Origin of the sequence: Algoriphagus vanfongensis DSM 17529 (genome assembly GCF_000429465.1) — a bacterium.
GTDB classification, from domain to species: domain Bacteria; phylum Bacteroidota; class Bacteroidia; order Cytophagales; family Cyclobacteriaceae; genus Algoriphagus; species Algoriphagus vanfongensis.
On sequence record NZ_AUBX01000001.1, the window covers coordinates 82,673 to 107,723 of the forward strand.

The window sequence follows — 25,051 nt, forward strand, 5'->3', positions numbered from 1 at the left end:
TCAAGCGTCCTCTTTCTTTAAAAAACCATAGGTGAGAATCCTCCATAGTATCTCCAATGGACCTTGCTTGTAATATCTCAGCCAGATCTGGGTCAGTAAGATTTGAAGAATCCAGATTCCAACTACAGGTACCAAGAGTTCGATCCGGGAAAATTGATTATGCCACCCCAATCCATATCCATAAAAAAGAAGCCCCAAGACAATACTTTGGAAGATGTAATTTGAAAGGGCTGTTCTGCCAACACCTGTTAACCAACCCAGTTTCCTTGACTTTAGGTATTTTTGATATATCCCGTTTAAAATCAAGACATACCCAATTCCTAACATCTCCTTTGGAAAGGAAAAGATCCATCCCTGCCAGAATTCCAGTATCGGTTCATGATCCAGAAAAGTCCAGTGATAAAAACGGTATGCATTTATTATCAAACCGAAAAGCAATACGCCTATAGCAATGAACCAATAGTAATCCCAGACCTTATAGTCTGAAAAAATACCAGATCGAAACAGTAATACACCTATCAACATGACCATCAAAGAGGAAAATAAAATGGAATCATAATAAAAAAGCCCATCAAAAACTTGCCCTTCTTTTAAGGAATGTTTTACTCCCTGCCAATAGGACTGCTTGGGAGCCTCTTCATCGGTATATTCAAACATCTTTTCAGAATACCGATTTTCCCAATTCGTTACTTTTCTTTGTTCTTCGGAAGACCTTTCTTTCTCGCTCTTCTCCACTGCCACTCTGTAGCTTTCAAATGATTGTTGGCGGCTGCTTACATTTTCATAGGATTTAAAAAGTGGGATAGCTGCTAAGATAAAGATGGAAATAACAATACTTCTGCCTTTCATGGAGCGAAATGGGAGTAGTAATAGGCCGCAAATGGCATAGTGAAACAGGATATCTCCATCCCAGATAAAATAGGCATGAATAACCCCAAAAATGAAAAGCCAAAATATCCGTCTTGCATATAGGTCCAAAACCCTTAACCCATCCACTTTTCTTTGTGCTCTATCCAAAAACAAATTAAAGCCCACTCCGAATAAAAGTGCGAACATGGTGTAAAACTTTCCTTGGGTCAGAAAATACACCCAGAATCGGACATGATGGTCCTGAGGAGTTGGATAGCCATATTTCCAGGAACTCCAGGGATTTGGATAGGCAAAAGATTCAATATTGATCAAAAGTATACCCAATACGGCTATTCCCCTGAGGAAATCCAAACTAGGGATGCGATCTTGAACTGAGGTGGATTGTAAATTCAACTTGGAAAAAGGATTTTAAGAATGTACCAAAGGGAAAGTGGACAATAAAATTAATTGATGGTGAGTATATAGATGCTAAGAGTAATCCTACAATAGTATCCTATAGCAGGGACTCAAAATTGTATAAAATGGACATAAGTTCAGACATTGCTCAATTTCCAAAAATCCTTGGGGCTCAATCCTGAAAAAGACTTAAACTCTCTAATAAAATGCGCCTGATCGTGGTACCCCAGCTCATGTGCCGCTTCGGTATAGGTATTCCAAATTCTACCGGATTTCACTACACTCTCAAACCTTACGATTCTGGAAAATAGTTTGGGGTTAGATCCAGTGTATGCTTTAAATCTTCGCTCAAACTGTTTCAGTGAAAGACAACATGTATCTGCCAACTCCGGAATTCTATCCTGTCCCTGATTAGACCGAATGATTCCTACTGCATAGTCCATACGTTGGTCTAACACCAAAGTATTGTTCAGGCGCCCGATAAAAAATTGGTTTAGGATCTGAATTTGTCGAGAAATAAAGGGTTCAGCGATTATTTTTTCAGTTAACCAATCTGCTTCATTCCACAGAAGGTCTTTTAATGAAATAAATTGCCCATTCAACTCAAGCGGGGAACACCCTACCAGATTTGGTAAAGCATGAGAATACAAGGAAACCCCTAGCAAATGGTTGAATCCAGAAACAGGGATTTGATCTGCTCTACCCGTATGTCCCTGTACAGCTGTAAAAAGCAATTGAGGATTTAAACCTGCATTTGAAAAAGCGAAAGTGATCTCAGTTAACGTATTGGCTACAGTGTAATATGTAGAAATCGGTGCTGAAACTTCAGCATCCCAACTTGCTATCCAATAATGGCTGATCAAATGCTTTAATGAATCTACAGGTGGCACTCTTTGATAAAATGCTGGCATAAATTCCTGAAACTATTGATTTGAAAGAACCAATAATTCAATTTCCAGACCAATTGTCCAACTTTACATCCAAGCAGATCTATTTAGAAGAAAATCTCAAATGAAGTCGAATCATTTAATAATTCACCAATAGAAATCAAAAAGATGTACAACATTCAAAAAATGCTGATTAAACCATCTCACACTATCATTAAAAAGTTTTGGATACAATACGAAAATTAAAATAATCCATTCTGGCACAATGTGGATTTAAAAAAACTAATCAAGTCATAATACCCGGTAAGAATGAATCAACTCGAGGTCAGCTGATTCGTCAAAAATAATCACCGTACAAAACCGGTCATTTTTGTTCGGTTCGATACTTAACCTCAAAATCATTCCTAAACTTTCGAAAAAGGGACTATATAGTGCAAAGATAATCCCCTGCTCGAATCCCACAAAGTAAGTCCCAGGTATGGAAACTCTCTATCATGGTAATAATTGGACCAATCATTTAAAAACAAAATCTTATCCATTTCAATCTTTTTTGCCCTTGAAATCATGTTAATGAATAGGTGTTTAGTTTAAAAAAAATATGACGCTGTACTAGGATTATACAACGAAGAAGAAACAATCAAAATTAAATTAGATTAAATCCATGAATATTCTGAATATATATTAACTGGAATCCTAACTAGAAATAGTGAGTAACAATACATATTAGATTATTAGGAATTGATTGACCACATATTCCGCACTTTAAACAAAAGAAACTAAAAAAATCAGACGTCAACCTTATTTTCAATAATCATTGAACTGGAATTTACTTTTGAATTTCAAATTTAGGATTAATCCAGTTTTTACCGGCAGAGTCTAATATAACTGATTTGGATACATCCAAAATGAATATAATGTCTAATTCATCACCTTCTTCAGGCTTAAACTGAAAATCACTATAACTACTTATCCCAATTAGACTCAAATCAGTAACCTCACTTCCACCCCCTAGTTTGAAATTCCCTAAACTTAGATCATACCCAGAAATACTTTCAGGTTCTATGGTTGACGAACCCAAGTAAATTTTTTCTGGAGTTGTTAAATCAAAATTAAGTTGAGTTTGGTCAAGGTATACAGTTCGAACTTGATTTAACTACTTTCTATGAGCACGAGCTAAAGCAAACGAAAAGGAAATATGGTCAAAAGTAGCCTCTTCGGAAACTGTAAAAAAATAATGGATTGTAGCATCTTCTTTACTCTTTTTATTGAAGTCGAGAAACGCTCCTTCCCCACAACTTGTAAGAACTGCTATTAGTAAGAAGAATATTGAATGCCTGAATTTCACTTCTAAATAGGGAATATAAGTCACCACTAATAAATTTACGAATGCCCTAAAGATTTACTTAAAATCACTAATATCATTGTTGCCCCCTCTTAAATATCAAATTCAATGGCAATTTGTATCCCATTTCAAGCATAAAGCCATTGAGAGAGCCAGATGATTCAAAATCCACAGGATCTCCATTCACTTGACCAGTCAAATCAACTGTACCAACTTTTGGACTACCGAAATTTTGGGATACTTTAAAGTTGATCAAACTTGTATTGAAAATGGGCAATTCAGCATATACCCCTAGATTGTAAAAAACCTTACCATTCAAACCTGAAGATTGGGCTACATAGGTAAAATTAAAATCTGAACCTCCAAACCCGCCTTTTTTAGTAAAGTCCTCACCGTTGCCTGTGATAATATAGGTAGAGAATGATGGTCCTATTCTCAGACGATTTTTATCACCTATCAAAAAGTCATATTTCAAAGTCAAAGGAACTGCGTGAAGACTAAAAGAATTAAGTACAACACGAGTATTATGTTCCGGAATAGGAATTGAATTTGCAAAATTAAAGGTGGCGAAGCCGGATTCGATGCTCAAAGAATTTAATCGGTATCCAAGCCCAACTAAATTCCCACTAGTGATATGCGAAAATTCGAGATTGGCTTCTCTTTCGGATTTCGGTCTAAATCGCAGGAAGCCGCTTACAATTAAATAGGCTCCGCTACTCCATGTGCGATCTCTCTTGATCTCTTTGCTCTCCTTCACTTTGTTCTTGTATTCCTGTCGTTTGCTTTTCGACCAATTGTCAAAATTAATTCCGTAGCCTATAAACAAACTGGTATAGGAGCCACTACGTGAAATTTCTGTTGAATATCCAGATTGCCCTCTAGAATAAGAGAGGGGATTCAGTTTCTGAAGGCCTTGCTGATGTCGTAACCCGACCAAGAAATAATTCCTTCTATTTGTGTAATATTTATACCCAGCTTCTAATCTAAGATTAGGTATAATCTTGGCTTTAGTCTCACCGTAATAGTGACCCGGAGAAGTAGAATCTACAGGAATTATGTCGTAATAGTTATTTACAGTAATACCTAATGAGGGCTGTAGATAAAAACCATAACTTTCCTTTTCCCAATTATATCGAAGCCCGACACTATAATTCCCAAGGCTTTCCGCAAATAATTGTCTTTCAAAACTTGACTCCAAATCTGGATAATCTGGATAATTAATCGTCTTTTGACTGTTTCTTGCATATTCTGCCTGAAAAGACAATTGCAAATTTGACTTTATCCGAGTTAAAAAATTTATTCCAAAGTTATAATTCCAAGGAGTTCTAACTTCTATACCAGGCTGCTCAGGGGTAAAGGTCATCTGATTATAGTTCATCTGAGGTCCCCCGAAAAATTCTAAACTGAATTTGTTCTGGGCCAAACCTAGATGACTCTGAAAAGCTAAAGCAAGGAAAACGAAACAAACCAATAACTTCCTCATAGTTGAATAATTGAAATGAAAAATATGACAAAAGAACTACACTAATATAGAATGTAGAGCCAAATAATTCTAAGCTACTGAAATCAATTAAGAACTTTTAAGTTTCATAGTTAGTCTCTCATTGTTAACACTTTAGTATGAGTTTCAACCAGAAAACCTAATGTTGTAAAAAGGGGTAACATTTGATTTTTTACGACGAAATAAGCCTCTAAATACACCCCCAAACCAAGATGCGTCTTCATTTGAAAACTCTTTAAAAAACGACAAAATGTTCATTCTAAGGAGAACTAAGAATTTTGCTTAACATACCTATAATTGGAATGCAAAACGCTAGGACCCCACCCATATTATGAAACAAATCAGATTTTTTTGACATGCTCAAAGCAAACTATTATCAGTAAGGCAAGAATCAGTTTAATCATAAAAATTCTTCTTTAACTACTTGAATTACCAGACCAATTTACCTCTCTTACAATATTCGACTTCGTCTAAATAATTTCAGTTACCTATTGAATTTCAATAAATTAAATTTCAATTAAACTCTAAGGAAAGGAATTAGCTCCATTCTGCTAAAGCCAATAAATTGCTAAAAAAAAGCGAACCAATCAGACAGTTAACGAAAAATAGAAACTAACCTATTCCAAACCATGAACGAATACCAAAGCCCGAAAGACCGAAAATACACGGAGGAATTGCTGGAATCTGCACCAAAGGAATCGGCAGCATTTATGAATCTCAAGCATACCGCAGAGAGAACAGATGGATTGATACCTGTGAAGTACAGGGAATTGATGTCTGTAGCGGTAGCGCTGACTACTCAATGTGCCTATTGCATGGAATCTCATATCCAAAACGCAAAAAATGCAGGTGCCACCAAAGAGGAAATCGCTGAAGCAGTCTTTATCGCTTCGGCTATCCGCGCGGGAGGTGCTGTAGGAAATGGACTACTCGCCATGAAAATCTTTGACGAGGTATAAACTATTTCGCATGTACTTGGAAAAGTGAAAAGGTCAGGTTCCTTCTAACCTTTTCAATGATTTTTTCACAGTAATTTTAGGTGTTAAAAAAACACCAAGCAGAAGAGTAGTACTATCCCTACTCCGGGATAAGCGAAAACCAAAATTACACACCATGAAGGAAGGACTGATTAAAGACGCATACGAAGCGCTGATCAAGGAATTGCAGACCATTTTGACGATTGCTTACATATTTTCAGTGGCAATTGGTATGCTCTTCACCTATCATAAGTATAAAGAGTTTAACATCAACATTTTCGACTATGCGGATATCCTGGATTTCTTGATTGCTCCATTCTCAGACTTTGCTATTCTATGGTTTATCATTGGTTCCACCGCACTTATCATCCTTTTGATCATTGGAGATATGTTTTTCAAAAATAGATTCCCAACTGCTTATTCCCGGTTCAATTTAGGGATTGACAAAAAGTCCTGGTTTAGCCAATATAGAATCATTTCCTTCTTTTTCCTGTTCATTTTGTATTTGATATTGTCCGCCCAATCATATGGATCCTATTACAAGAAACAGGTACTAGAAAGTAAACCTATAGAAATCACATTTGCCGATAATGAAACTAAAAATGGTCTGCTCATTGGTAAAACAAAAGACATCATTTTTCTTCTGGACGGAGAGGAGCTTTATGCTATCCCCATTTCCTCTTTTCTGAAAGAGTTTCAGTTACCATAGAAACTGTTTGAGTCATATGACTAGTTTAACTCGATTATGGGAACTACCGTGGATCTACCAACTTAGCATTAGAATCCACAACGATTTGATTTTCATATCTAGACAATTCAGCCTTATCATGTAAGTCAATATGAATAGAGTCGTCTTGTATACCGGTGAAATTTGTATATGATAAAACTTTCCCAAAATTAAAACGTGGATTACCTTCATAACTATGGAAATCCTACTGATCGAAGACGACCCAATTCTTAGCACTAATATTTCCGAAGCGCTGAAAGCTGAAGGGTTCCAAGTTTCTTCCTATTACGATGGGCTGCTTGCAGAAAAGAACATGAGGCAGAACTCGTATGATTGTATAATCTTGGATATAAGTCTTCCAGGAAAGAATGGATTTGAGGTTCTACAGGACTTCAGAACGCATAACACAGGCACTCCTGTGATCATTTTAACCGCTTTTAGTGAGTTGGAAGACAAAATAAAAGGCTACAACTCCGGTGCGGATGATTATTTGAGCAAGCCATTTTTCATGCGGGAACTGATCCTTCGCGTGAATTCACTTCTAAAAAGAGCTGGAACCAAGGCTGAATTAAATCAACAAACGGTCATCGATGATCTGACCATTGATCTGGGAAAAAACAAGGTAACCAAGCGTGGAATTGACATAGAACTTACTCCGAGAGAGTTTCAAATTCTAAAAAAATTAGCGCATGCCCCTGGTGAAATTGTCCCAAAACGAGAGCTGATCCAAGAGATCTGGGGCACATCCATGGATGCCAACACCAATACAATTGAAGTCTACATCAATTTTCTCCGCAAAAAAATCGATAAGCCTTTTGAAACCCAAAGTATCAAAACCAAAGTGGGTTATGGCTATTACCTAGATGTGACATGAGAATCAGGAACCGCATATTGATCTATTTTGTAACTGCGGTTACGCTATTGGCCGCCGTTTCTTTGACAGTGGTTTTCATCTTGTTTTCTGAATATCGAGAGGAAGAATTCCAGCAAAGGCAAAAGGCCAAAATCATCCTAACAATCAACCTGATCTCCCAATACAAAGAAAAAAGTGAGAACCTCTCCAAGTCCATGGATGAACTGACCATCAATGATTTCTTTGATGAAAAACTGATGATTTTTGACGGAGAAAAATCACTGATTTTCTCCAGTATAGATGATCTCTCTATTGAAGACCCTGAATCAATTCTTAATGCGCTCTCACCGGAATCCATCTGGATAGAGACGAAAGAGGGGGATTATGATGTCATCGGGACTTATTACGACAAAGACGGCAAAAGCTTCTATGCCATTTCCAAAGCCTATGATGAATATGGGCTCACGAAATTGGACTTCCTAAAAAACACACTTGCCCTCATCTTCGTCGGGATTCTCCTTACCATAGTTTTGATATCCTTCTTTTTATCCAATAAACTGGCAAAACCTATAGATCAACTTTCCGAAGACATCAATCATTTTAACTTCAATGCCAACCAAAACCAGTTGTTGGTACACACAGACTCAGGCTCATTGGAAATAGACCAACTCTACGAACGGTTCAACCAATTGCTTCGCAGAACAAATGAATCGATGGCTTTCCAAAAACATGCAGTGCAGCACATTTCCCATGAACTCAAAACCCCAATCTCAGTTTTGGTATCGGAGCTGGAACGACTGAAAGTGCAGGTGCAGAATGATCAATTGGCCGATCAGCTGTCCCAGCTAGCATACAAAGCCAAGTTTTTAGGGGAAATCATCCAAAGCCTACTACAAATTTCAAAGATTGAAGCTGGTCAGCAACTTGATATTAGCCCCATACGCGTAGATGAATTACTGTTTGATCTGATAGCTGATCTCCAAACGATTAGACCTGAATTTTCATTTGATTTCCAATTAGTTTATGAAGGAGAAGAAATGCAGGAGAATCAACTGGAAGTAATGAGTAATGCTGTTTTACTGAAGCAAGCCTTTCAAAACCTATTATCCAACTGCATCGCTTATAGTGATAGTAAATCTGCTACCATCTCAGTCAACAGTACATCTGACAAAGATCTTAAGGTATCAATTTCCAATTCCGGATCTCCAGTCTTAGACGATGAAAAACCTCTTCTATTTGAGCACTTTTTTAGAGGTAAAAACAGTCATGGAAAGCTAGGTTTTGGTCTAGGGCTGGTACTGACAAAAAAAATTATTCAATTAGCCGGTGGGACTATCCAGTATGAGAGTAGCATGGACAATAAAAACACCTTTTCCATTCAACTACCTTTAAGGTAAACTTTATCCATTTTAAGGTCTTTTTAAGCTCATCCAAGTCACTTTTGTCCATCAATTCATTACGACATGGACATCACAAAGTGCCTATTTGCAGGTCTATTATTACTTTATTTCTCCCTCTCAACCACACAGGCCCAAGACACCATCCGACTGAGTAGACAGGAAAGCGAAGTCAGGTTTTTATCCAAAAATCTGTTGCTTTTAGCTGAAAAGTTGAAAATACCTCAGGCAGAAGCGCTGACATTGCAGGCCAAACTTTGGCCTAATCCTACACTGGAAATTGATGAAATCAACATCGGGACCACAGCCAATGGACTGAATGGCACTGGCTATTTTGGCGAAGGACTTCCCCCAATTGCAGGGAATTTCGGCAAAAACCAACAAATCTCAGCTTCCATCGAACAATTGGTGCTTACAGCGGGCAAGCGCAAAAAACTCATAGCCTTGGAAGAGGTCAACGAATCAATGGCCGAAGCATATTTTCAAGAATTACTTCGGAGCTTGAAACTGGAATTTCGAAACAGTCTTAGCGACCTGCAATACCTGCAGTATTCCAAAAATCTCCACCTGGCTCAGCTGAAATCTATCGAACAGCTTTCCACTGCTTACCTGAAACAAGTGCAGCAAGGAAATGTATCTCAAGGGGAATACATCAGGCTAAAAGCTGCTGAGCTGGAAATTGCAAAATCCATCAATGATCTTGATGATGAAATCATCAGCAAACAGAAAGACCTCAAACTCCTCTTAAATCTACCGCCAAATGCTGTCCTGGAATTGACTGAGGAAAATTTTGAATTGGATATCAGTCGGTTTAAACAGCTTAGCCTAGGTGAACTTTCAGAGAAAGCTTTAGAATCACGACCGGATTATAAACTTGAAGTCTTAGGGCAGGAATATGCCCAGAAAAACTACCTCTACGAAAAGGCGCAACGAGTTCCAGATATCACATTCAAAGCTGGCTACGACAGAGGAGGCAACTTTCTCTACAACTTTTTTGGTCTTGGTCTTTCGATGGATTTACCAGTTTTCAATCGAAATCAGGGAGCGATTAAACATGCTGAATATGCTTTGAAAACTTCAGAAATCCTTTCTCAATACAAAGCAGAAGAAATTGGAAATGAACTGATCCTATCCTGGCAGGAGCTTCAAAACAGCATCGCACTATATCAGAAAATTGACCCAGACTATGAACATACACTGGACAAACTATTGGAAAACTATGTCAGCAATTTCAAAAAGCGAGATATCGATATGCTAGCCTTCTTAGACTTTATGGAGGCATATCTGGAAAATAAAACAATCATTCTGGAAAATAAACTGGACATCCAGAAAAAGACAGAAGAATTCAACTACACACTGGGAACTGACTTATTCAACTAAAATGAAAGAATACTTCTACAAAACGCTATTGGCCACGATGTCTTTTAGCGTCCTTACCATCGCATGCACCAGCACCACTGAGCAAGAAAAAAATAAACCAAAAAACTTCTGCCTCACTGATGATTTTAAAGGCAAAGTGGGCTTCTATGAGGTAGCTGAACAATCTGTCATCGAGAAATATCATCTCACAGGATCCATTGAGCCTAATCCGGATCGTGTTCTAAGCTTCATGTCTTTAGTGAGCGGAATCATTACCAATACCTATTTCTCCATCGGCGATGAAGTAAAAAAAGGACAGGTACTTGCTGAGTTGAAGAGTACAGAGCTTACCTCCATGCAATCCGAGCAGAAAGCTCTGAACTCCCAATTGAAAGTAGTCAACAAAAGACTTGAATCCGCACAGTCTATGTATGAAAGTGGGATTTCTTCGGAAAAGGATTTATTGGAAGCTCAGAGTGAACTTGACATTTTAAAAACCGAACTGGAGCGGGTAACAACTAATCTTAACCTCTTTTCACCTAGTGAAGAGGAGGGAATTTTTCAGATCAAATCACCAGTCACTGGTATCATCACCGAAAAGAGGATCTCTGGAGGCACCCAAATATCTTCGGATGATTCCCCCCTTTTCACCATTGCAAACCTAGATGAAATCTGGGTGATGGCCAATGTCTATGCTTCAAATGTGGATCATATTTCCAAAGGAATGGAAGCAGAAATCAAAACCCTATCCTACCAAGATATGACCTTAAAAGGTACCGTATCAGTGATTTCCCAAGTACTTGACTCAGAGTCCAAAGTACTCAAAGCCAGAATCGTCCTAAAAAATCCAGATCTCAAACTAAAGCCTGGTATGCTGGTGGATGTTTACGTAGCAAAAGATGCTTCTGGATCTGCAATTGGTGTTCCTATCGAAAACCTGATTTTCGATTCAAATCAGTATTTCGCATTGGTCTATCGAAATGATTGCAGCATAGAAATCAGAAAAATAGATATCCAAAGTAAGAATGAGGGCATGGTTTATCTCAATAGCGGCTTGATTGCAGGGGAAAAGATCCTGTCCACAAACGCATTATTGATCTATGAGCAAGTGAAAAATTTCCAAAACTAAGAACATGCAAAAATTAGTACAGGGAATCGTTGGATTTGCCCTTAGAAACTCAACAATCGTATTTTTTATGACAGCCCTGCTATTTGTAGCAGGTGTGATCAGTTACCTTAATACGCCGATTGAAGCCTTTCCGGATGTAACCAATACGCGAGCACGAATCATTACGCAATGGCCGGGAAGAAGTGCAGAAGAAGTAGAAAAATTCATCACTCTTCCTCTGATGAAGGAGATGAACACCATTCCCAAAAAGTCCGAGGTCCGCTCTATCTCGCTTTTTGGATTATCTGTTGTCACTGTCATTTTCGAAGATGAAATCGATGACTTTTATGCCCAACAATACACTTCAAACAGGCTTCAAAGCGCCAATCTCCCCGAAGGAGCTGATGCAGAAATAGAGCCTCCCTATGGAGCAACTGGTGAAATTTTCCGGTACGTACTCAAAAGTAAAAAGCCAATTGGTGAACTGTCCGCGATCCACGATTGGGTGATAGAGAGAGAACTGGTCGCTGTTCCCGGTGTGGCAGATGTGGTCAGTTTTGGAGGAGAAGAGAAAACTTACGAGATCAAAATCAACCCAACAGAACTCGCCAACTATGATCTTTCTCCACTGGAAGTATATGAGGCCGTAGCCAAGAGCAATATCAACGTAGGTGGAGACATCATTGAGAGTGGAAGCCAGGCCTATGTCGTTCGTGGAGTAGGATTATTGGAAAGTATCGAGGACATCGAAAACATTCTCATCGAGGTAAAAGGAACTAATCCAATTTTGGTGAAGCATGTGGCGGAAGTTCAGGTATCTGCCAAGCCAAGATTGGGAATTGCCAGCCTGCAAAACGAAGAAGATTTAGTAGAAGGGATCGTCATAATGCTTCGAGGGGAAAATCCCAGTGAGGTTATTGAGAGACTCAAGGATAAAATCGATGAACTCAACAATCGTATTTTACCGGCTGACGTGAAAATCGAACCCTTCATTGACCGCACCAAATTAGTTGATATTACTGTCAGCACCGTCACCAAAAACCTGATCGAGGGAATAGTACTGGTCTCCATCATTGTCTTTATTTTTTTATACAACTGGAGATTGACACTTATTGTGGCTTCTGTAATTCCTCTTTCATTCCTGTTTGCCATTACTGCTTTGAGGATGCTGGACATGCCTGCCAATTTGATATCTATGGGCTCTCTTGATTTTGGATTGCTATTAGAAGGAGCACTTGTAATAGCAGAGCGGACATTTGTAGGCCTAGAGAAGCGAGCACATGAGTTAGGTTTTGAACGATTCAACAAAATTTCCAAATCAGGGATTATCAAAAGAAGTGCAGGAAGCGTGGCGTCATACATTCTTTTTGCCTTGCTCATCCTTATCGTGGCACTGCTACCTATTTTCTCTTTCCAGAAAGTCGAAGGAAAAATGTTTAGTCCTCTTGCCTTTACTCTAGGTTTTGCCTTACTGGGATCTTTGATCCTTAGCCTGACCTATGTACCTGCGATGTGCAAGGTTTTGCTGACCAAAAACATCAAGGAAAAGGACAATTTGATTACCCGTTCCTTTAGAGATGGACTGTTCAAACTTTACCTCTTGAGTACCAAATATAGAAAAGCGACTATAGCTATTTTCCTAGGGTTGATTGCTATCAGTATGATCGGGTTCATGAATATCGGTACAGAGTTTCTTCCTAAACTTAATGAGGGTGCGGTCTATGTACGTGCTACATTACCTAACAGTGTGAATCTGGAAGAATCCAACCGTCTGAGTAAGGAAATGAAAGCCTCACTACGGGAATTTGATGAGGTCAAATTTGTGCTTGCCCAGGTGGGAAGACCAAATGACGGCACGGATCCCACTGGGTTCTTTAACATAGAATTCCATATAGAACTCCATCCTGAAAATGAATGGAGTAGAGACATCAAAAAAGATGAGCTGATCGATCAAATGCGTAACTCTCTCCAAACTTATCCAGGGATAGTGTTTGGATTTAGCCAACCAATACAAGACAATGTGGAAGAGTATGTGGCCGGAGTAAAAAGCTCACTGGTAATCAAAATTTTCGGAGAGGACCTTTTCGAACTGGAAGAATATGCAGATCAGGTGGCGGCAAGTATCAAAGACGTGGAAGGAATTCAGGATCTAAATGTCTATAGAAACATAGGCCTTCCTGAGCTTAGAATCCAACTCCACGATCATAAAATGGCCCGCTATGCGGTAGACATGAGTGAAGCCCAGGCAGTAATCGAAATGGCAATTGGTGGACGAGCCGCCACTACTTTCTTTGAAAATGAACGAATGTTCGATGTCCGTATTCGTTTCATGAAAAACTACCGGGATGATGAGGAGAAGATTGGCGAAATCCTGATCCCAACTAAAGATGGTAAGAAAGTACCACTTCGGGAGATTGCTACCATCGACTTTCATACCAGTCCTACTTTCATCTATCGCGAAGGTAGTAGCAGATACATAGCTGTAGGATTTAGCATAGAAGGTCGTGATCTGGGAAGTACCATCGCTGAAGCCAAAGCTAAAGTAAATGAGCATGTGATTATACCAGAAAACACCAAGGTAACGTGGGCTGGAGAATTTGAAAGTAAGGAAAGGGCCACTAAGCAATTAATGTACATTATCCCAGTGTCACTGTTGCTGATCACATTCCTTCTTTGGTTGAATTTTGAAGGAAACCTCAAAGACACGCTAATTTCTCTGATCGTAATCCCCTTTGCATTTATCGGAGGCTTCTTCTCACTTTGGATCACCGGTACAACTTTCGGTATTTCAGCCGGTATAGGATTTATCATCCTTTTTGGTGTGGCGACCATTGATGGCATCGTATTGATCGGGAATATCAAGCAAAATATGGCCGACCGAATCCCGCTACACAAGGCAATTTCCAATGGTGTTTACAACAGGATTAGACCTGTCCTAATGATCGCTTTGATGGGCTCTATGGGCTTGTTACCTGCAGCACTTTCAACAGGAATGGGGTCAGAAATCCAAAAACCACTTGCAATCATGATCGTGGGTGGATTAATATTCTGCATGATCCTATCTCTCACTGTACTCCCTCAAATCGTACACTATGCCTATCGAAAAACATATAATGGAAATCAATGAACAAAAAAAATAGCATAACGAATTTCAGACCAGACCCATTTCTAATGGGAATAGTGCTAGCAATTATGGCAGGCTATCTCTTCCCTTTCGAACAGTCTGTATTAAAGAAACTTCCGTTAGACCGTATGCTAGCCTGAGGAATCTCCATGATCTTTTTCTTTTACGGACTAAAACTCAGTCCGCAAAAACTAAAAGCAAGCATCCAAAACTGGAAGCTACATAGCTTAATTCAATTAAGCACTTTCATTCTATTTCCATTGCTATCATTGGCATTCTTTCCATTGATACAAAATCAACAGCAAGAGCTCATGTGGATGGGTATATTCTTCTTTGCAGCTTTGCCTTCAACCGTCTCATCGTCAGTTGTAATGGTATCAATAGCCAAGGGAAATATTCCTGCCGCAATTTTCAATGCAAGTATCTCCGGACTAATTGGTGTTTTCATCACTCCTCTTTTGCTGAATTTAGCTTTCAACAACAAGTTAGGGAGATTCGATCTTTCAGGATTATATATTCAATTGGCATTTGAAATTATTTCGCCAGTTATCCTAGGAATGGTACTGCAACGTTGGCTAGGAAAGTATGCATTACGATTCAGTAAGCAATTGGCACTATTTGATAAAAGTATTATCACGCTGATCATCTACAATTCTTTTTCTCACTCTTTTGCTACAAATCTATTCGAAGATATGTCTTGGAAGGATATACTTTTGATTATTGTTGTTGTTTTGATCTTATTCTATATCGTCTTTTCACTTATTGAAACAATGTCTAGGTGGTTCAAATTCAACAGGGAAGATCAAATAACGGCTCAGTTTTGTGGAACAAAAAAATCCTTGGTTCATGGGACCGTATTTTTTAATATAATGTTCCAGGGAAGCACAAGTGGGGGAATTATGTTAATTCCTTTGATGGTTTTCCACACCCTTCAAATCATTGTAATTAGTTATAAATCAACACAACTATCAAACGAAAAATATGTAAAGTCAAAAAAATCCCGAATAATTATATATCCATTTCGTTAAATCCCCTAATTCTGGTAAGCAGAAAAAATAGACCATACGAAACCTTCCTATTTCTACTAATGAATTTATAATATACCACCTCGGCGCCATTCGTGAGATGTAGTGGAAAATGGGTTCTATCTAACAACACATTGGGCAATGATTTATACTGCTCAAAAACTTGATCATTCTCCAAGACTACAACGCGGTCAAATTGATAGAGTTTGTTGTGCTCTTCACTATCCTCATTTACCATAGGATAGAGTAAATTTCTCAAAGGTTCTTCCCAATTTGAAGGAAGAGGCCTCTTCCCCTTTATCCAATGCTCAATACTTTTTCCGGTAATCCCTAATTCCTGTCCCAATACAGAAATTCGAATTAAGTGCTTTTTAGAAAACAAAAATTGTCGTAAAAGAGAATCAGCAATCATATCAACAGTAATCAATCTAGTAGTACTAAGGGCAATAATAACTAGTTCTATCAAAAATCTTGTGATTCCCTTTTGAGTATCCTGTATCGGAAGAAAAAAGAATGAATACTACTCAAGCTGTATTTATAGCTTTGCAAACCGTGGTAGAGAGCTTTATGATATTCCCCGTTAAGAGATGGTAGTATAGGGTGACATAGTCACGAGCGCATTTTCCTCCATCCAATTCCCTGCCTCATCAAAGGTTAATATAGCTGATACGACATTTAAATATCTGTGCTAATATTCAGCATATTCCTAATTTTCAGCAGAAAACTACTTAAAGGTGTGTTTACAAGAAAGTCTACCTAAAACGAAAATTCAAATAACTTAGAGCTATTTGGTATTAAAATTTATACCCTAGTGAAAAACCTATTGCAGAGTTTTTTAGCTTCTCTCCAGTATCAAAGTCTCCGTATTCATATTGAAGATTTGCAAGTCCGAAATCAGAATTGACTTGTAAGCTGTATTGTTGTTTAAATTCATACCCTAACAGAAAACCTACACCATAGTCCCAAGGTTTGCCATAATTATACACACCCATATCTCCCACAGATCCATCAGAAGTAAAACTCACATCTCCCTCTTGTTGCGCAAGCATCATATCATCGTAGAGCAAATCTGATTCACTTTGCCACTTCCCACCTAATCCATAACCTAGATAAGGCCCTACTCCTACCAAAAGCCTCCCATTTTCACTAAGTTGAGGTTTAAAAACTAGCTGTACAGGTATCACCAAATAAGACAAATTAACATTCAGTTCACTGTCATCCCCTGTAACTACTGGCCATACTTCTGTTCCTTTGAATCCCTTGCCTTGGTACATTAGAGAGGGTTGGATATAAACTTGATGGGAAACAGGTACATCCATAGTTACACCAAGTTGAATACGGGCAACTGGATCAGTATTCCTTGATGATCCATCAGCCTGTAAAAATTCAGAATTGGTCATATTCATTCCTGCTCTCACTCCCCATTGGATTTGAGCCAAACTCAAATGGGAGAAAAACAAAGCCACTATCGTGATAGAGGTAAATAAGTAACTTTTCATAATTGGGACACATTTAGTATAGTCATGAGACAAGATCAGAGGTTGAAGGACAAGGTGTGTCGTCACCCCTCGACGCAAATATGTAAAACAAAATCTCCCCAAGTGGGACCATCATGAAATTTTGCTACCATTTGGTGATATAAATAATTGAATTTGAGGACTAATTCACAATTATTAAGTTAAAACTGAAAGCCTATTAACAATCCTTTAGTTAAAAAGAACTAAGCCCTATTTCCCGCTATAGAAAGCATTCCTAGGTTTGAGAAATTCAAACTTTAAAACACTCATTATGAAAGCTTTTCTAATCTCTCTATCTCTGCTATTCTTTCTTACTGTTCCTCTTGTAAGTCAAGGGCAAGACAACCCAAAAAAACCTACACACTGGGAGTAGGTAGCTCCATAGATGCAATGAATCATTTGTATGGCATTAATATCTCAAATGAATTCAATTGGAGGCTAGGCAAAAGGACATCTTTCAATGCCGGCATTTCCTATTACCAATCTCTGGGTAGCTATGAGGAATCGAAGCTCGAACTAGGACAAAAAAATCAGGAACAATCATCAGGATTGTTTATTACTCCCTCCTTGAAATATGACCTGATCCAAAGACCATCTGGCTTTATCTTGTCAATTGCAGCCGGCCCATCTTTGCAGCTTGGAGGCGAGACTTTTCTTTTCAATCCTTACTATGACGGGACATTGCCAGAAACCCAGGCATATGCCACCAATAAATATCAACGAATAGGTCTACACTTGGAATTGGAAGCGGAATGGAAATCAAAAAATCCAAACATGAGAAACGCAGTGAGTCTTTCAGCATATGGAGCAAATAACGCCATGCCTTGGTATCTCCATGCTACGTATAAAATGAGATTCAAATTGGGGAAGTAAGCTTTCTTCCAAAGAAACGATTCGCAAGTTGACCAAACAAAAGCATACTCTAGCCAATTTATCTACTGCCTCAAAGGAGCAGTCAAGAAGTTGCTCTATTCATCATAAACTAAAGGATTTACTCTATAATTCAACGTATTCCATTAAAAAAAGGGCTGTCGTACTCGGAAAGACAGCCCTCTGATAATCTCTTGATTTTCAATCAAAATTTAACTCGATAGATCCCTCCAGCACCAGGAGACAATTCCTCACCTGTGCTTGGATGAATCGGAGATTGTAGCAAGATGTAAACATCCCCATGTTTGTCTACCGCAAAGCTCTTGTAAGCACTCTCCTGTGATCTGATATAATAGGTATTCCCGTTAAATTGAAAAGTTTGCTTGATTGAAAACTCTCCCATTTTTTGAAAATTACCGTTTCCATTGCTTTGCATTCCAAGATTATAGTGAAGCTTGGGATAGCTTGTGGCTCCAACATTAGCACCATCTTTAGCAGTTGCAGCCAGTACATAGAAATTAGAATTGCGATAATCCATTCCAATCAGCCTGGTGTAGGTATCAAACTGGATGGGTTTGAGCTGGTCCGTCCAGCTGATAAAGTCACTGATGGTCTCACCATCCCCATCGATATATTTCGAATCATGTATTGTTCTTTTGGTTACATAGCGGTATTTGTTCCCTCCCATTCCCAATAAGAAAGTAAAATTCCCCGCATCTTCATGAAGGATTTTTCTGTCGGTGAAATTCAGATCATAGCTAACTAGAGTATAGCCTGGGCCTGGAGAAATGAATTCTGGTAAATAAATCCTATTGTTATCGCCAACAAACATTCCATAGGGATCTGCACCATTACTTATTTTATGGTCACCAAGCATTTCTGGAGTATTGGTAGAAAGATTCAATCTAAAACCATTTTTCACCTCGCTGATCATAAAGGTTGGGTTTTTCAATCCATACAAGACATCTCCCTTAGGGTACAAGGCCATCGGAAGGGTCAAAAAATTATACATGTTCAAATCATTTTTATAAATATCACTTTCTTGACCTGCAAGCTTGGTAACTGCATTTGTAGAAAGATCTATCTTTAAAAGTGCACTTGCAGTGACTGCATAGAGGACATTTTTATCCGGATCAATTTGAATATTCCAAATAGCACCATAGTCGTTGCCATTGCTCAATACTTCTTCAAAGACCAGATTACCACTGACTACCTCAAAAATCTGATCCACTGGAAGCCCTTGCGAGGGTGGTGTTTCCACTATCTTCAATTCAGGACCTTCAACAGGTGCTTTCCCTTTTCGAGCCACATTTATTTTCGAGGTCTTAGCTCCTTCTGGAACTTTTACAGTAAGTGAAGTCAACGTAGCGGAAAGAATTTCCATGAGTTGATCTCCAATTTTCACCTCCAACAAGTCCTTATTTAAATCAAAATGATTGCCCGTAAGAACTAGCTCCTCTCCGACTCTTGCCGATTCTTTGCTGATGGCACTAATGATAGGCTCGTAATAGTATATGTCACTTTCAGCAGTTGAGCCCAAGACAGTCAATAATAATTTACCATGCTCCCCGCCTTCCGGCATGCTGATTTTGATCTCAGTTGCTGTGGATGAAAGAACTTCTATACCCAAGTCATTTAATTTCACTGAATTCTCAGTCTTAAGACCGCTGAAGCCTGTTCCCTTGAGTACTACTTCTGTACCAGCTCTACCATAATTAGGAGAAATACTTGCTATAGACAGCGTAGAAGTAGGATTATTGATCTGCGATCTAGACTTAGTATTCTTCTTATAATCAGCTACATTGAATGTACCCTTTGAGGTGAAATTGTTCCCATCTGTTCCTTTGAAAACCAAATTCCAACTCACAGTTATATTAGCTCCATCGACTTTAATTTCAAGTGATCCTGCAACAGCAAAAAATGTATTTGATCCGCTGGAATACTTGACAAAACTTGGAATACTGGCACTTGTTTTTTTGTTTTCTGACCCACTGGATTCTTTTGCCTCCAATCTAAGTCCATCAGAAGAATACCCCATCACAGCAGGAAAAACCTGAGTAAGATTAACTGTCCCTTGTTTTACTTCATCAATAAAGAAGACCAGTTTTTCACTATTGGGGAGCTGGGAACTGACTTCCAATGACCCTGTGTCATCTCCTTCATCCTGAAAAAAAATCGGAAGAATTGAATTTGAATTAATATTCAAGTTCTTGCTGTTGATTTCACCCTTCAAATCGGTTTCGAAATCCTCAATCGGCTGTTGAGAACCTGGGTCATCCCCACATGAACTTAAAAATAACAGCGTCAAAATAAAGCTCACTAAAAGATGTCGTTTCATAGTACTATATTTTTTGAGTTAACCTATAAGGACAGGACCTAATAGATTCCAAAAATATTCATCCACTATTCTCTAAAACATACGACATTTGCCCTACTTTTATCGACATTGGTAGCGTTTGAAATTCATAAAATCATTTACGCCTTTTTTAAGAAGTAGAAGTAAAAATCACATAGGACTAAACAGTCTTTTACCATATTGCCTTATTGAAAAAAATTTAAAAGTTCCACTTTTATAATTAGATCAATTGGACGGTAAACAAACAAATAGAAAACCCTTTCATTTCATAGGTATTTCTTCCAAACAACCCGAAGTCAGATGCCACCTTCACCTAGAAATCGACAATAAAAGAAATATTAATAAATTCAAGAATATGCAAGGTTAAAGCTTATAAATTGACTTTTTGGGAGTAAAAAAAAATAAACAGAAATCGCAAAATACATTTTAATCATCATGTAATACATATTATTGCACTTCACCTTTTCACATCATATAAGTGGCGCCACGTATATTTATATTATCGATTTTATTCTATTTTATTTGAATTAAATTAGCAAAAATCAAGAAGGAGATACGCGAGATAGAATTGAAATTTATTTGTATCAAAAATTTCAATTTCCATTAAACACAAATAGGGCAATTCGAAAATTAGATATAGCTCACAAGCTAAAATAGGGACTATTAGCTCCTATAAAAGCAGAAATATCCTCCAATTCAGTTGCCACTAAAACATAAATTAGGCCATGTCAAATGCCCAACTAAACCAGGAGTTGATTGAAAAATACAACCTGCTGGACACTCCTAACGAAGTTAAATTTGATCAGATTACACAGCAAATTGCAGAAAAGACGGGATGTAGGGCATCAGCTATTGCGATTGTCACCTCTAAAAGGGTGTGGTTCAAATCAAGGTATGGACTATTGTCAGATGAAGAAAGCATCCATCAGTCTTTGGCTCGAGAACTTGTATTTAGCCAACGACCCCATCTTATTGTAGAAAATTTCAGTAGAGACGATAGATATCGTTTACATTATTACCATACTATCCTGTCCTATGAATTTTTTGCAGCTGTTCCTATCCTGCTCGAAAATCATACACGAATTGGAGCGATATGTGTGTTTGATTTCTCTCCAAAAAAAATCACACCCGACAAGATCTATCTATTAGAGCAGTATGCAAATCTGGCCTCAACCTTTTTCCAAACTGGAAAAAATATTTTACGATCGCTTCATACCTCTCCTCAAACCAAAGAATCAAACATCATTAAAATGACTTCCAATGTAGGGGATTTCGGAGGGTTTCATGTAGACACAAAAGAAAACAAACTTGATTGGAATATTCTTAACAATAGAATCTTCAATCTTAAGCCTGATTGGGTTCCTCAGTTTAATGATATAGTCAATCCCGATTTTACCAAGCATTTGAGAGCAAATGACGGAGTGTATAATATTTTTAAAGACATTCAGGTGCTTATTAGTAATCAGGATATCAGTCAATACTCACATTTATACACTTTGAATTTTGGCCTACCCATGATCATGCATATCAATATGATCTATCACAGAAATGGAAATGATATCTACGTAGTATTTAAAAATGAAAGCCGATTTTTAGATCTTGCCAAAAAGGATAGTATAAAGAAAACTTTCTTACAGGAAATTGAGTCGATTTCAAAAGTTGGTGGATGGGAATTTGAGGTTTCAACCAAGAGAGTGCAGTTTTCAGTTAACGCTATTCGAATTTTAAATATTCCCGCTGCCCAAAGCCCAATAGATTCTCTACCCTTAAAGGCCAGAATTCCAAATTTCAGTGTACTTAAAAACAGAATCTGGACAACGATTCAAAGCGCAGAAGAATATGTGGGAGATCATAGCTATTATAATGGGCCCATAAATGCAGGAAAAACACTAAGAATTAAGTGTAAGCCGATATTTGAAAACAACCATTTACAACGAATTGTCGGCACTATTCAAGATGTTACCGAAGACAAAGCTAAACTTGATCTACTTTCAATAGTTAAAACTTCCACCGAAAAGCAGGTTGATTTTTATAAAACCTTGGTGAACAACAATAATATCTTAATATTTCAATTAAATAATAAGGGGGAATTACTCTATTCAAATGAACCTTTTAAAATTTACTTTGGTGAGAGTAAAGAAGTCTCCACTTTATTTAGGAATGATAAAGAAGAAAAGCACCCAAATGACAACCTGTCTAAAATCAGGGAAGTAATTTCACAGTGCTTGCAAAGCCCTGGAAAATCTTTTCCTTTAACGATAGAACTCCCCCATACCTCGGGCAAAAATTCTATAACTACTTGGGATTGCTGTACAATAGGCAATACATTCAGTGAGGTTCCTGATATTCTTTTGATAGGGATGGATATCACTCAGATTGAGGAAAACAAGGTCAATCTCTTAAAATTAGTTGACAAAGTCACTTTGCAAAACGAACGGTCACTCGAATTCGCCAATATTATCAATCATCACGTCAGATCACAAGTAGCTAACTTTCAGGGACTTTTGCAATTGATGGAATTAATGAATTCACCCACAGAAAAAATGGAGTATTTTTCTCATCTGAAGACAACTGCCAAAAACCTTCTCGAAATAACTGATATAGTCTCATCTGTACTTTACTATCAAAATAAGACCCAACTTGCCTTAGAAGATGTGAATATCGAAAAACTGTGCGATACGATTATCTCTAACTTTTGGAGAGACCTTATATCATTACCCATTGCTATCGATTTACAAATCCCTACTGGCTTTTCTGTAAGGACGGTGGAAAAATATCTTTATGAGATTTTAGAAGAACTTATAAGAAATGCAATAAAATTCAAAAAACACAATGCCAAGCTTACTATTTCAATAGAAGCAAAAAAGAAAGAAAAATCGAGCATATTAATAGTTCGTGATAACGGCCGAGGTATTAACATGGAGCTATACAAGGATAGACTATTCAAACTCTATGACACCTTAACATATTCTCAACAACACAGAGGCATTGGTCTCTACATGGTGCGTGTAAAAGTCAGTGCGCTTGGAGGCACTATTTCTGCGGAATCAAAACTCAATGAAGGAACTACCTTTTTTATAGAATTACCCGATGCAAACGATTAGATTGATGATTGTGGATGATGATAAATTGTGTCTTTTAATAGCTAGCAAATTACTACAAGCTCATCCACTCACAAAGAATTATACCATAGAATTATTTGAAGATCCACAAGAGGGCTTAGACTTCGTCAAAACCTTTCTCCATAGCTCAAGTGAAAATTCTTTGATTGAAACCCTATTTATCCTTTTAGATATTAGCATGCCAGTTATAGATGGCTGGGTATTTTTAGAAGAACTCGATAAAATTGATCCTCACGAGAAAATTAAAGTGTTTATGCACAGTTCATCCGTAGGGGAATCCGATCTGAACAAGGCAGCCAGCTTTAGACGCGTTGTCTATTATTTCAACAAACCTCTCTCTTCCCAGAAATTGGTTCATTTACATTCTCTGATAAGTGATTTAACCAAGTAAAAACATCTACAAAAGCCAAAATCGAATTTCTAAGAAAAATGCAGAATTATTCTCATTTCCTTCATTTAGAAAAAACTGGAGAAATTGATTGACTAATACATCCAGACTCCTTCACTGCCCCTCAGAAAAAGGAATCTTAGGGAAGTGGAGTGCTACCGTCTTTTAATATGATCAGAGGAAAAATTGGTTACTTTTTAATCCTAAGAATCACCATTCTTTGATTCTGGTTAATATACGGCGGTCCATCTGCCCACCATTCAACAAAAATCATGGAGGGACTCTACCTTCAACTGATATCAGAAGGTCAAGAAACCTGTCATGAATATGTGATTTCTTTAATCAGAGAAATCAACTTTAATTCAACTGATGCCTACCGCTGTGCTTTGGGACAAATCCATGAGATACTATTCTCTATTGAATGCCATCTTGAAAGCGACAAAGCCTATGGCTTTGGCTAAATCAACACCCTGATCAATCAAGAGCTATTCAACTTTAGATAATCCAGGTAAACACAGCGATTTTAGCTGGCCTAGTAAAAAAATCCAAAAACTCCTTAAGCAGCCAACACGCACGGCAGGTTCCGAGCTTTCTGTTTTCATTGAATTAAATAGCAGTAATTTGTGTCAATTTATGACCCAAATACTGCTATCATTTAAGTTTCCACGGCTATGGAAATTCAGGATGAAACGCCATCTTTGCACCTACTAAGTTTTTATCAATGAAGCGGCTGAGAGTATTGTGTAGTCAAAAAATCACTGGATTAAACCATAAGACTGAAATCACCCAAATTGGTGGAGTCAATGGTTCTGGGGAAAAATGGAAGGTATCCGAAAAAGAAGCCATAGCCGGAATACAGACTGGGCTCTTTGAATTCTATATAGTCGAAAATTTCAAGGATGTCCCAGTCAGCATCAAGGAAGAAATCGTCGAAGGCCAAGCTAAAAAACAACTTGTAGCAACTGGACTAGGATTCCTTCACAACCTATTGGAGGACTTGCCTGATTGTCCTTAGCAAAATAGGAACTAGCGTTTATTGTGGAGTTATTGGTATTTCCAATTTGTCATTACATCCGCGACGTCCTTTCCGACCTCTATCTCTAACCGAGATAAGAGTTGGTCGTTATTTAATCTCTCCTCTTTACTAAGGTCAGTATTGACTAAAAAATTGAGCATCTTTTCTAAAATCTCTATGCTATTTGCCTCCATTATGTGCCTTGCTGCCCTGTAAA

21 protein-coding genes are annotated in these 25,051 nt (G+C 38.0%); 13 read left to right on the forward strand and 8 right to left on the reverse strand.

Annotation, left to right across the window (positions count from 1 at the left end):
* The 4 genes from G460_RS0100375 to G460_RS0100395 form a co-directional block, all read right to left on the reverse strand.
* Complete coding sequence (locus G460_RS0100375) at window positions 1-1,263, reverse strand: DUF418 domain-containing protein (protein ID WP_026953521.1); 1,263 nt, start codon at window positions 1,261-1,263, stop codon at window positions 1-3.
* A 140-nt stretch (window positions 1,264-1,403) separates the two neighbouring features.
* A complete protein-coding gene (locus tag G460_RS0100380) occupies window positions 1,404-2,177 on the reverse strand; it encodes a helix-turn-helix domain-containing protein (protein ID WP_026953522.1) in 774 nt (257 codons plus the stop codon).
* Between the two features lie 802 nt (window positions 2,178-2,979).
* Window positions 2,980-3,231 carry a hypothetical protein gene (locus tag G460_RS0100390; protein WP_026953523.1) on the reverse strand — a complete coding sequence of 84 codons (252 nt, stop codon included), beginning with the start codon at window positions 3,229-3,231 and terminating at the stop codon, window positions 2,980-2,982.
* Window positions 3,232-3,571: 340 nt separating this feature from the next.
* A complete protein-coding gene (locus G460_RS0100395) occupies window positions 3,572-4,978 on the reverse strand; it encodes a hypothetical protein (RefSeq protein WP_026953524.1) in 1,407 nt (468 codons plus the stop codon).
* A gap of 647 nt (window positions 4,979-5,625) precedes the next feature.
* Between G460_RS0100395 and G460_RS0100405 the strand changes: the two genes are divergently transcribed.
* The 8 genes from G460_RS0100405 (at window position 5,626) to G460_RS21085 (ending at window position 15,569) form a co-directional block, all read left to right on the forward strand.
* Window positions 5,626-5,955 carry a carboxymuconolactone decarboxylase family protein gene (locus tag G460_RS0100405; protein WP_026953525.1) on the forward strand — a complete coding sequence of 110 codons (330 nt, stop codon included), beginning with the start codon at window positions 5,626-5,628 and terminating at the stop codon, window positions 5,953-5,955.
* Between the two features lie 154 nt (window positions 5,956-6,109).
* Entirely contained in the window at window positions 6,110-6,682 is a 573-nt protein-coding gene (locus G460_RS23375) for a hypothetical protein (protein ID WP_026953526.1), read from the forward strand.
* A gap of 214 nt (window positions 6,683-6,896) precedes the next feature.
* A complete protein-coding gene (locus tag G460_RS0100415) occupies window positions 6,897-7,574 on the forward strand; it encodes a response regulator transcription factor (RefSeq protein WP_026953527.1) in 678 nt (225 codons plus the stop codon).
* On the forward strand, window positions 7,571-8,950 hold the full coding sequence (locus G460_RS0100420; protein WP_026953528.1) for a sensor histidine kinase: 1,380 nt from the start codon (window positions 7,571-7,573) through the stop codon (window positions 8,948-8,950). The genes G460_RS0100415 and G460_RS0100420 overlap by 4 nt, the downstream gene beginning before the upstream one ends.
* Before the next feature lie 66 nt (window positions 8,951-9,016).
* Entirely contained in the window at window positions 9,017-10,330 is a 1,314-nt protein-coding gene (locus tag G460_RS0100425) for a TolC family protein (protein WP_035463645.1), read from the forward strand.
* A 1-nt stretch (window position 10,331) separates the two neighbouring features.
* A complete protein-coding gene (locus G460_RS0100430) occupies window positions 10,332-11,438 on the forward strand; it encodes an efflux RND transporter periplasmic adaptor subunit (RefSeq protein WP_026953530.1) in 1,107 nt (368 codons plus the stop codon).
* 4 nt (window positions 11,439-11,442) lie between these two features.
* The gene (locus G460_RS0100435; protein WP_026953531.1) at window positions 11,443-14,544 is read left to right on the forward strand and encodes an efflux RND transporter permease subunit; all 3,102 of its coding nucleotides are present in this window, start codon (window positions 11,443-11,445) and stop codon (window positions 14,542-14,544) included.
* A 146-nt stretch (window positions 14,545-14,690) separates the two neighbouring features.
* Window positions 14,691-15,569: a bile acid:sodium symporter family protein gene (locus G460_RS21085; RefSeq protein ID WP_245578679.1), complete on the forward strand. Its 879-nt coding sequence runs from the start codon at window positions 14,691-14,693 to the stop codon at window positions 15,567-15,569.
* On the opposite strand, the gene G460_RS0100445 is transcribed toward G460_RS21085, so the two are convergent.
* Complete coding sequence (locus G460_RS0100445) at window positions 15,550-16,032, reverse strand: hypothetical protein (RefSeq protein ID WP_157366824.1); 483 nt, start codon at window positions 16,030-16,032, stop codon at window positions 15,550-15,552. The two genes, G460_RS21085 and G460_RS0100445, sit on opposite strands and share 20 nt — an antisense overlap.
* A 328-nt stretch (window positions 16,033-16,360) precedes the next feature.
* Complete coding sequence (locus G460_RS0100450; RefSeq protein ID WP_026953533.1) at window positions 16,361-17,065, reverse strand: outer membrane beta-barrel protein; 705 nt, start codon at window positions 17,063-17,065, stop codon at window positions 16,361-16,363.
* A gap of 408 nt (window positions 17,066-17,473) precedes the next feature.
* Here G460_RS0100450 and G460_RS0100455 point away from each other — a divergent pair, with 408 nt between their 5' ends.
* A complete protein-coding gene (locus G460_RS0100455) occupies window positions 17,474-17,956 on the forward strand; it encodes a hypothetical protein (RefSeq protein WP_026953534.1) in 483 nt (160 codons plus the stop codon).
* 202 nt (window positions 17,957-18,158) lie between these two features.
* Here G460_RS0100455 and G460_RS0100460 read toward each other — a convergent pair whose 3' ends face one another.
* A complete protein-coding gene (locus G460_RS0100460; RefSeq protein WP_084421116.1) occupies window positions 18,159-20,291 on the reverse strand; it encodes an IPT/TIG domain-containing protein in 2,133 nt (710 codons plus the stop codon).
* A 743-nt stretch (window positions 20,292-21,034) separates the two neighbouring features.
* On the opposite strand from G460_RS0100460, the gene G460_RS0100465 reads away from it, so the two are divergent.
* From G460_RS0100465 to G460_RS21090, 4 genes are all read left to right on the forward strand, one after another.
* On the forward strand, window positions 21,035-23,413 hold the full coding sequence (locus G460_RS0100465) for a GAF domain-containing sensor histidine kinase (protein ID WP_026953536.1): 2,379 nt from the start codon (window positions 21,035-21,037) through the stop codon (window positions 23,411-23,413).
* Entirely contained in the window at window positions 23,400-23,822 is a 423-nt protein-coding gene (locus G460_RS0100470; RefSeq protein ID WP_026953537.1) for a response regulator, read from the forward strand. Before G460_RS0100465 ends, G460_RS0100470 begins: the two co-directional genes overlap by 14 nt.
* Window positions 23,823-24,091: 269 nt before the next feature.
* On the forward strand, window positions 24,092-24,280 hold the full coding sequence (locus G460_RS0100475) for a hypothetical protein (protein WP_026953538.1): 189 nt from the start codon (window positions 24,092-24,094) through the stop codon (window positions 24,278-24,280).
* A gap of 260 nt (window positions 24,281-24,540) precedes the next feature.
* On the forward strand, window positions 24,541-24,834 hold the full coding sequence (locus G460_RS21090) for a hypothetical protein (protein ID WP_035463648.1): 294 nt from the start codon (window positions 24,541-24,543) through the stop codon (window positions 24,832-24,834).
* Window positions 24,835-24,863: 29 nt separating this feature from the next.
* Here the strand turns inward: G460_RS21090 and G460_RS23380 are convergent.
* On the reverse strand, window positions 24,864-25,051 hold a 188-nt coding region (locus G460_RS23380), incomplete at its 5' end, for a hypothetical protein (protein ID WP_026953539.1).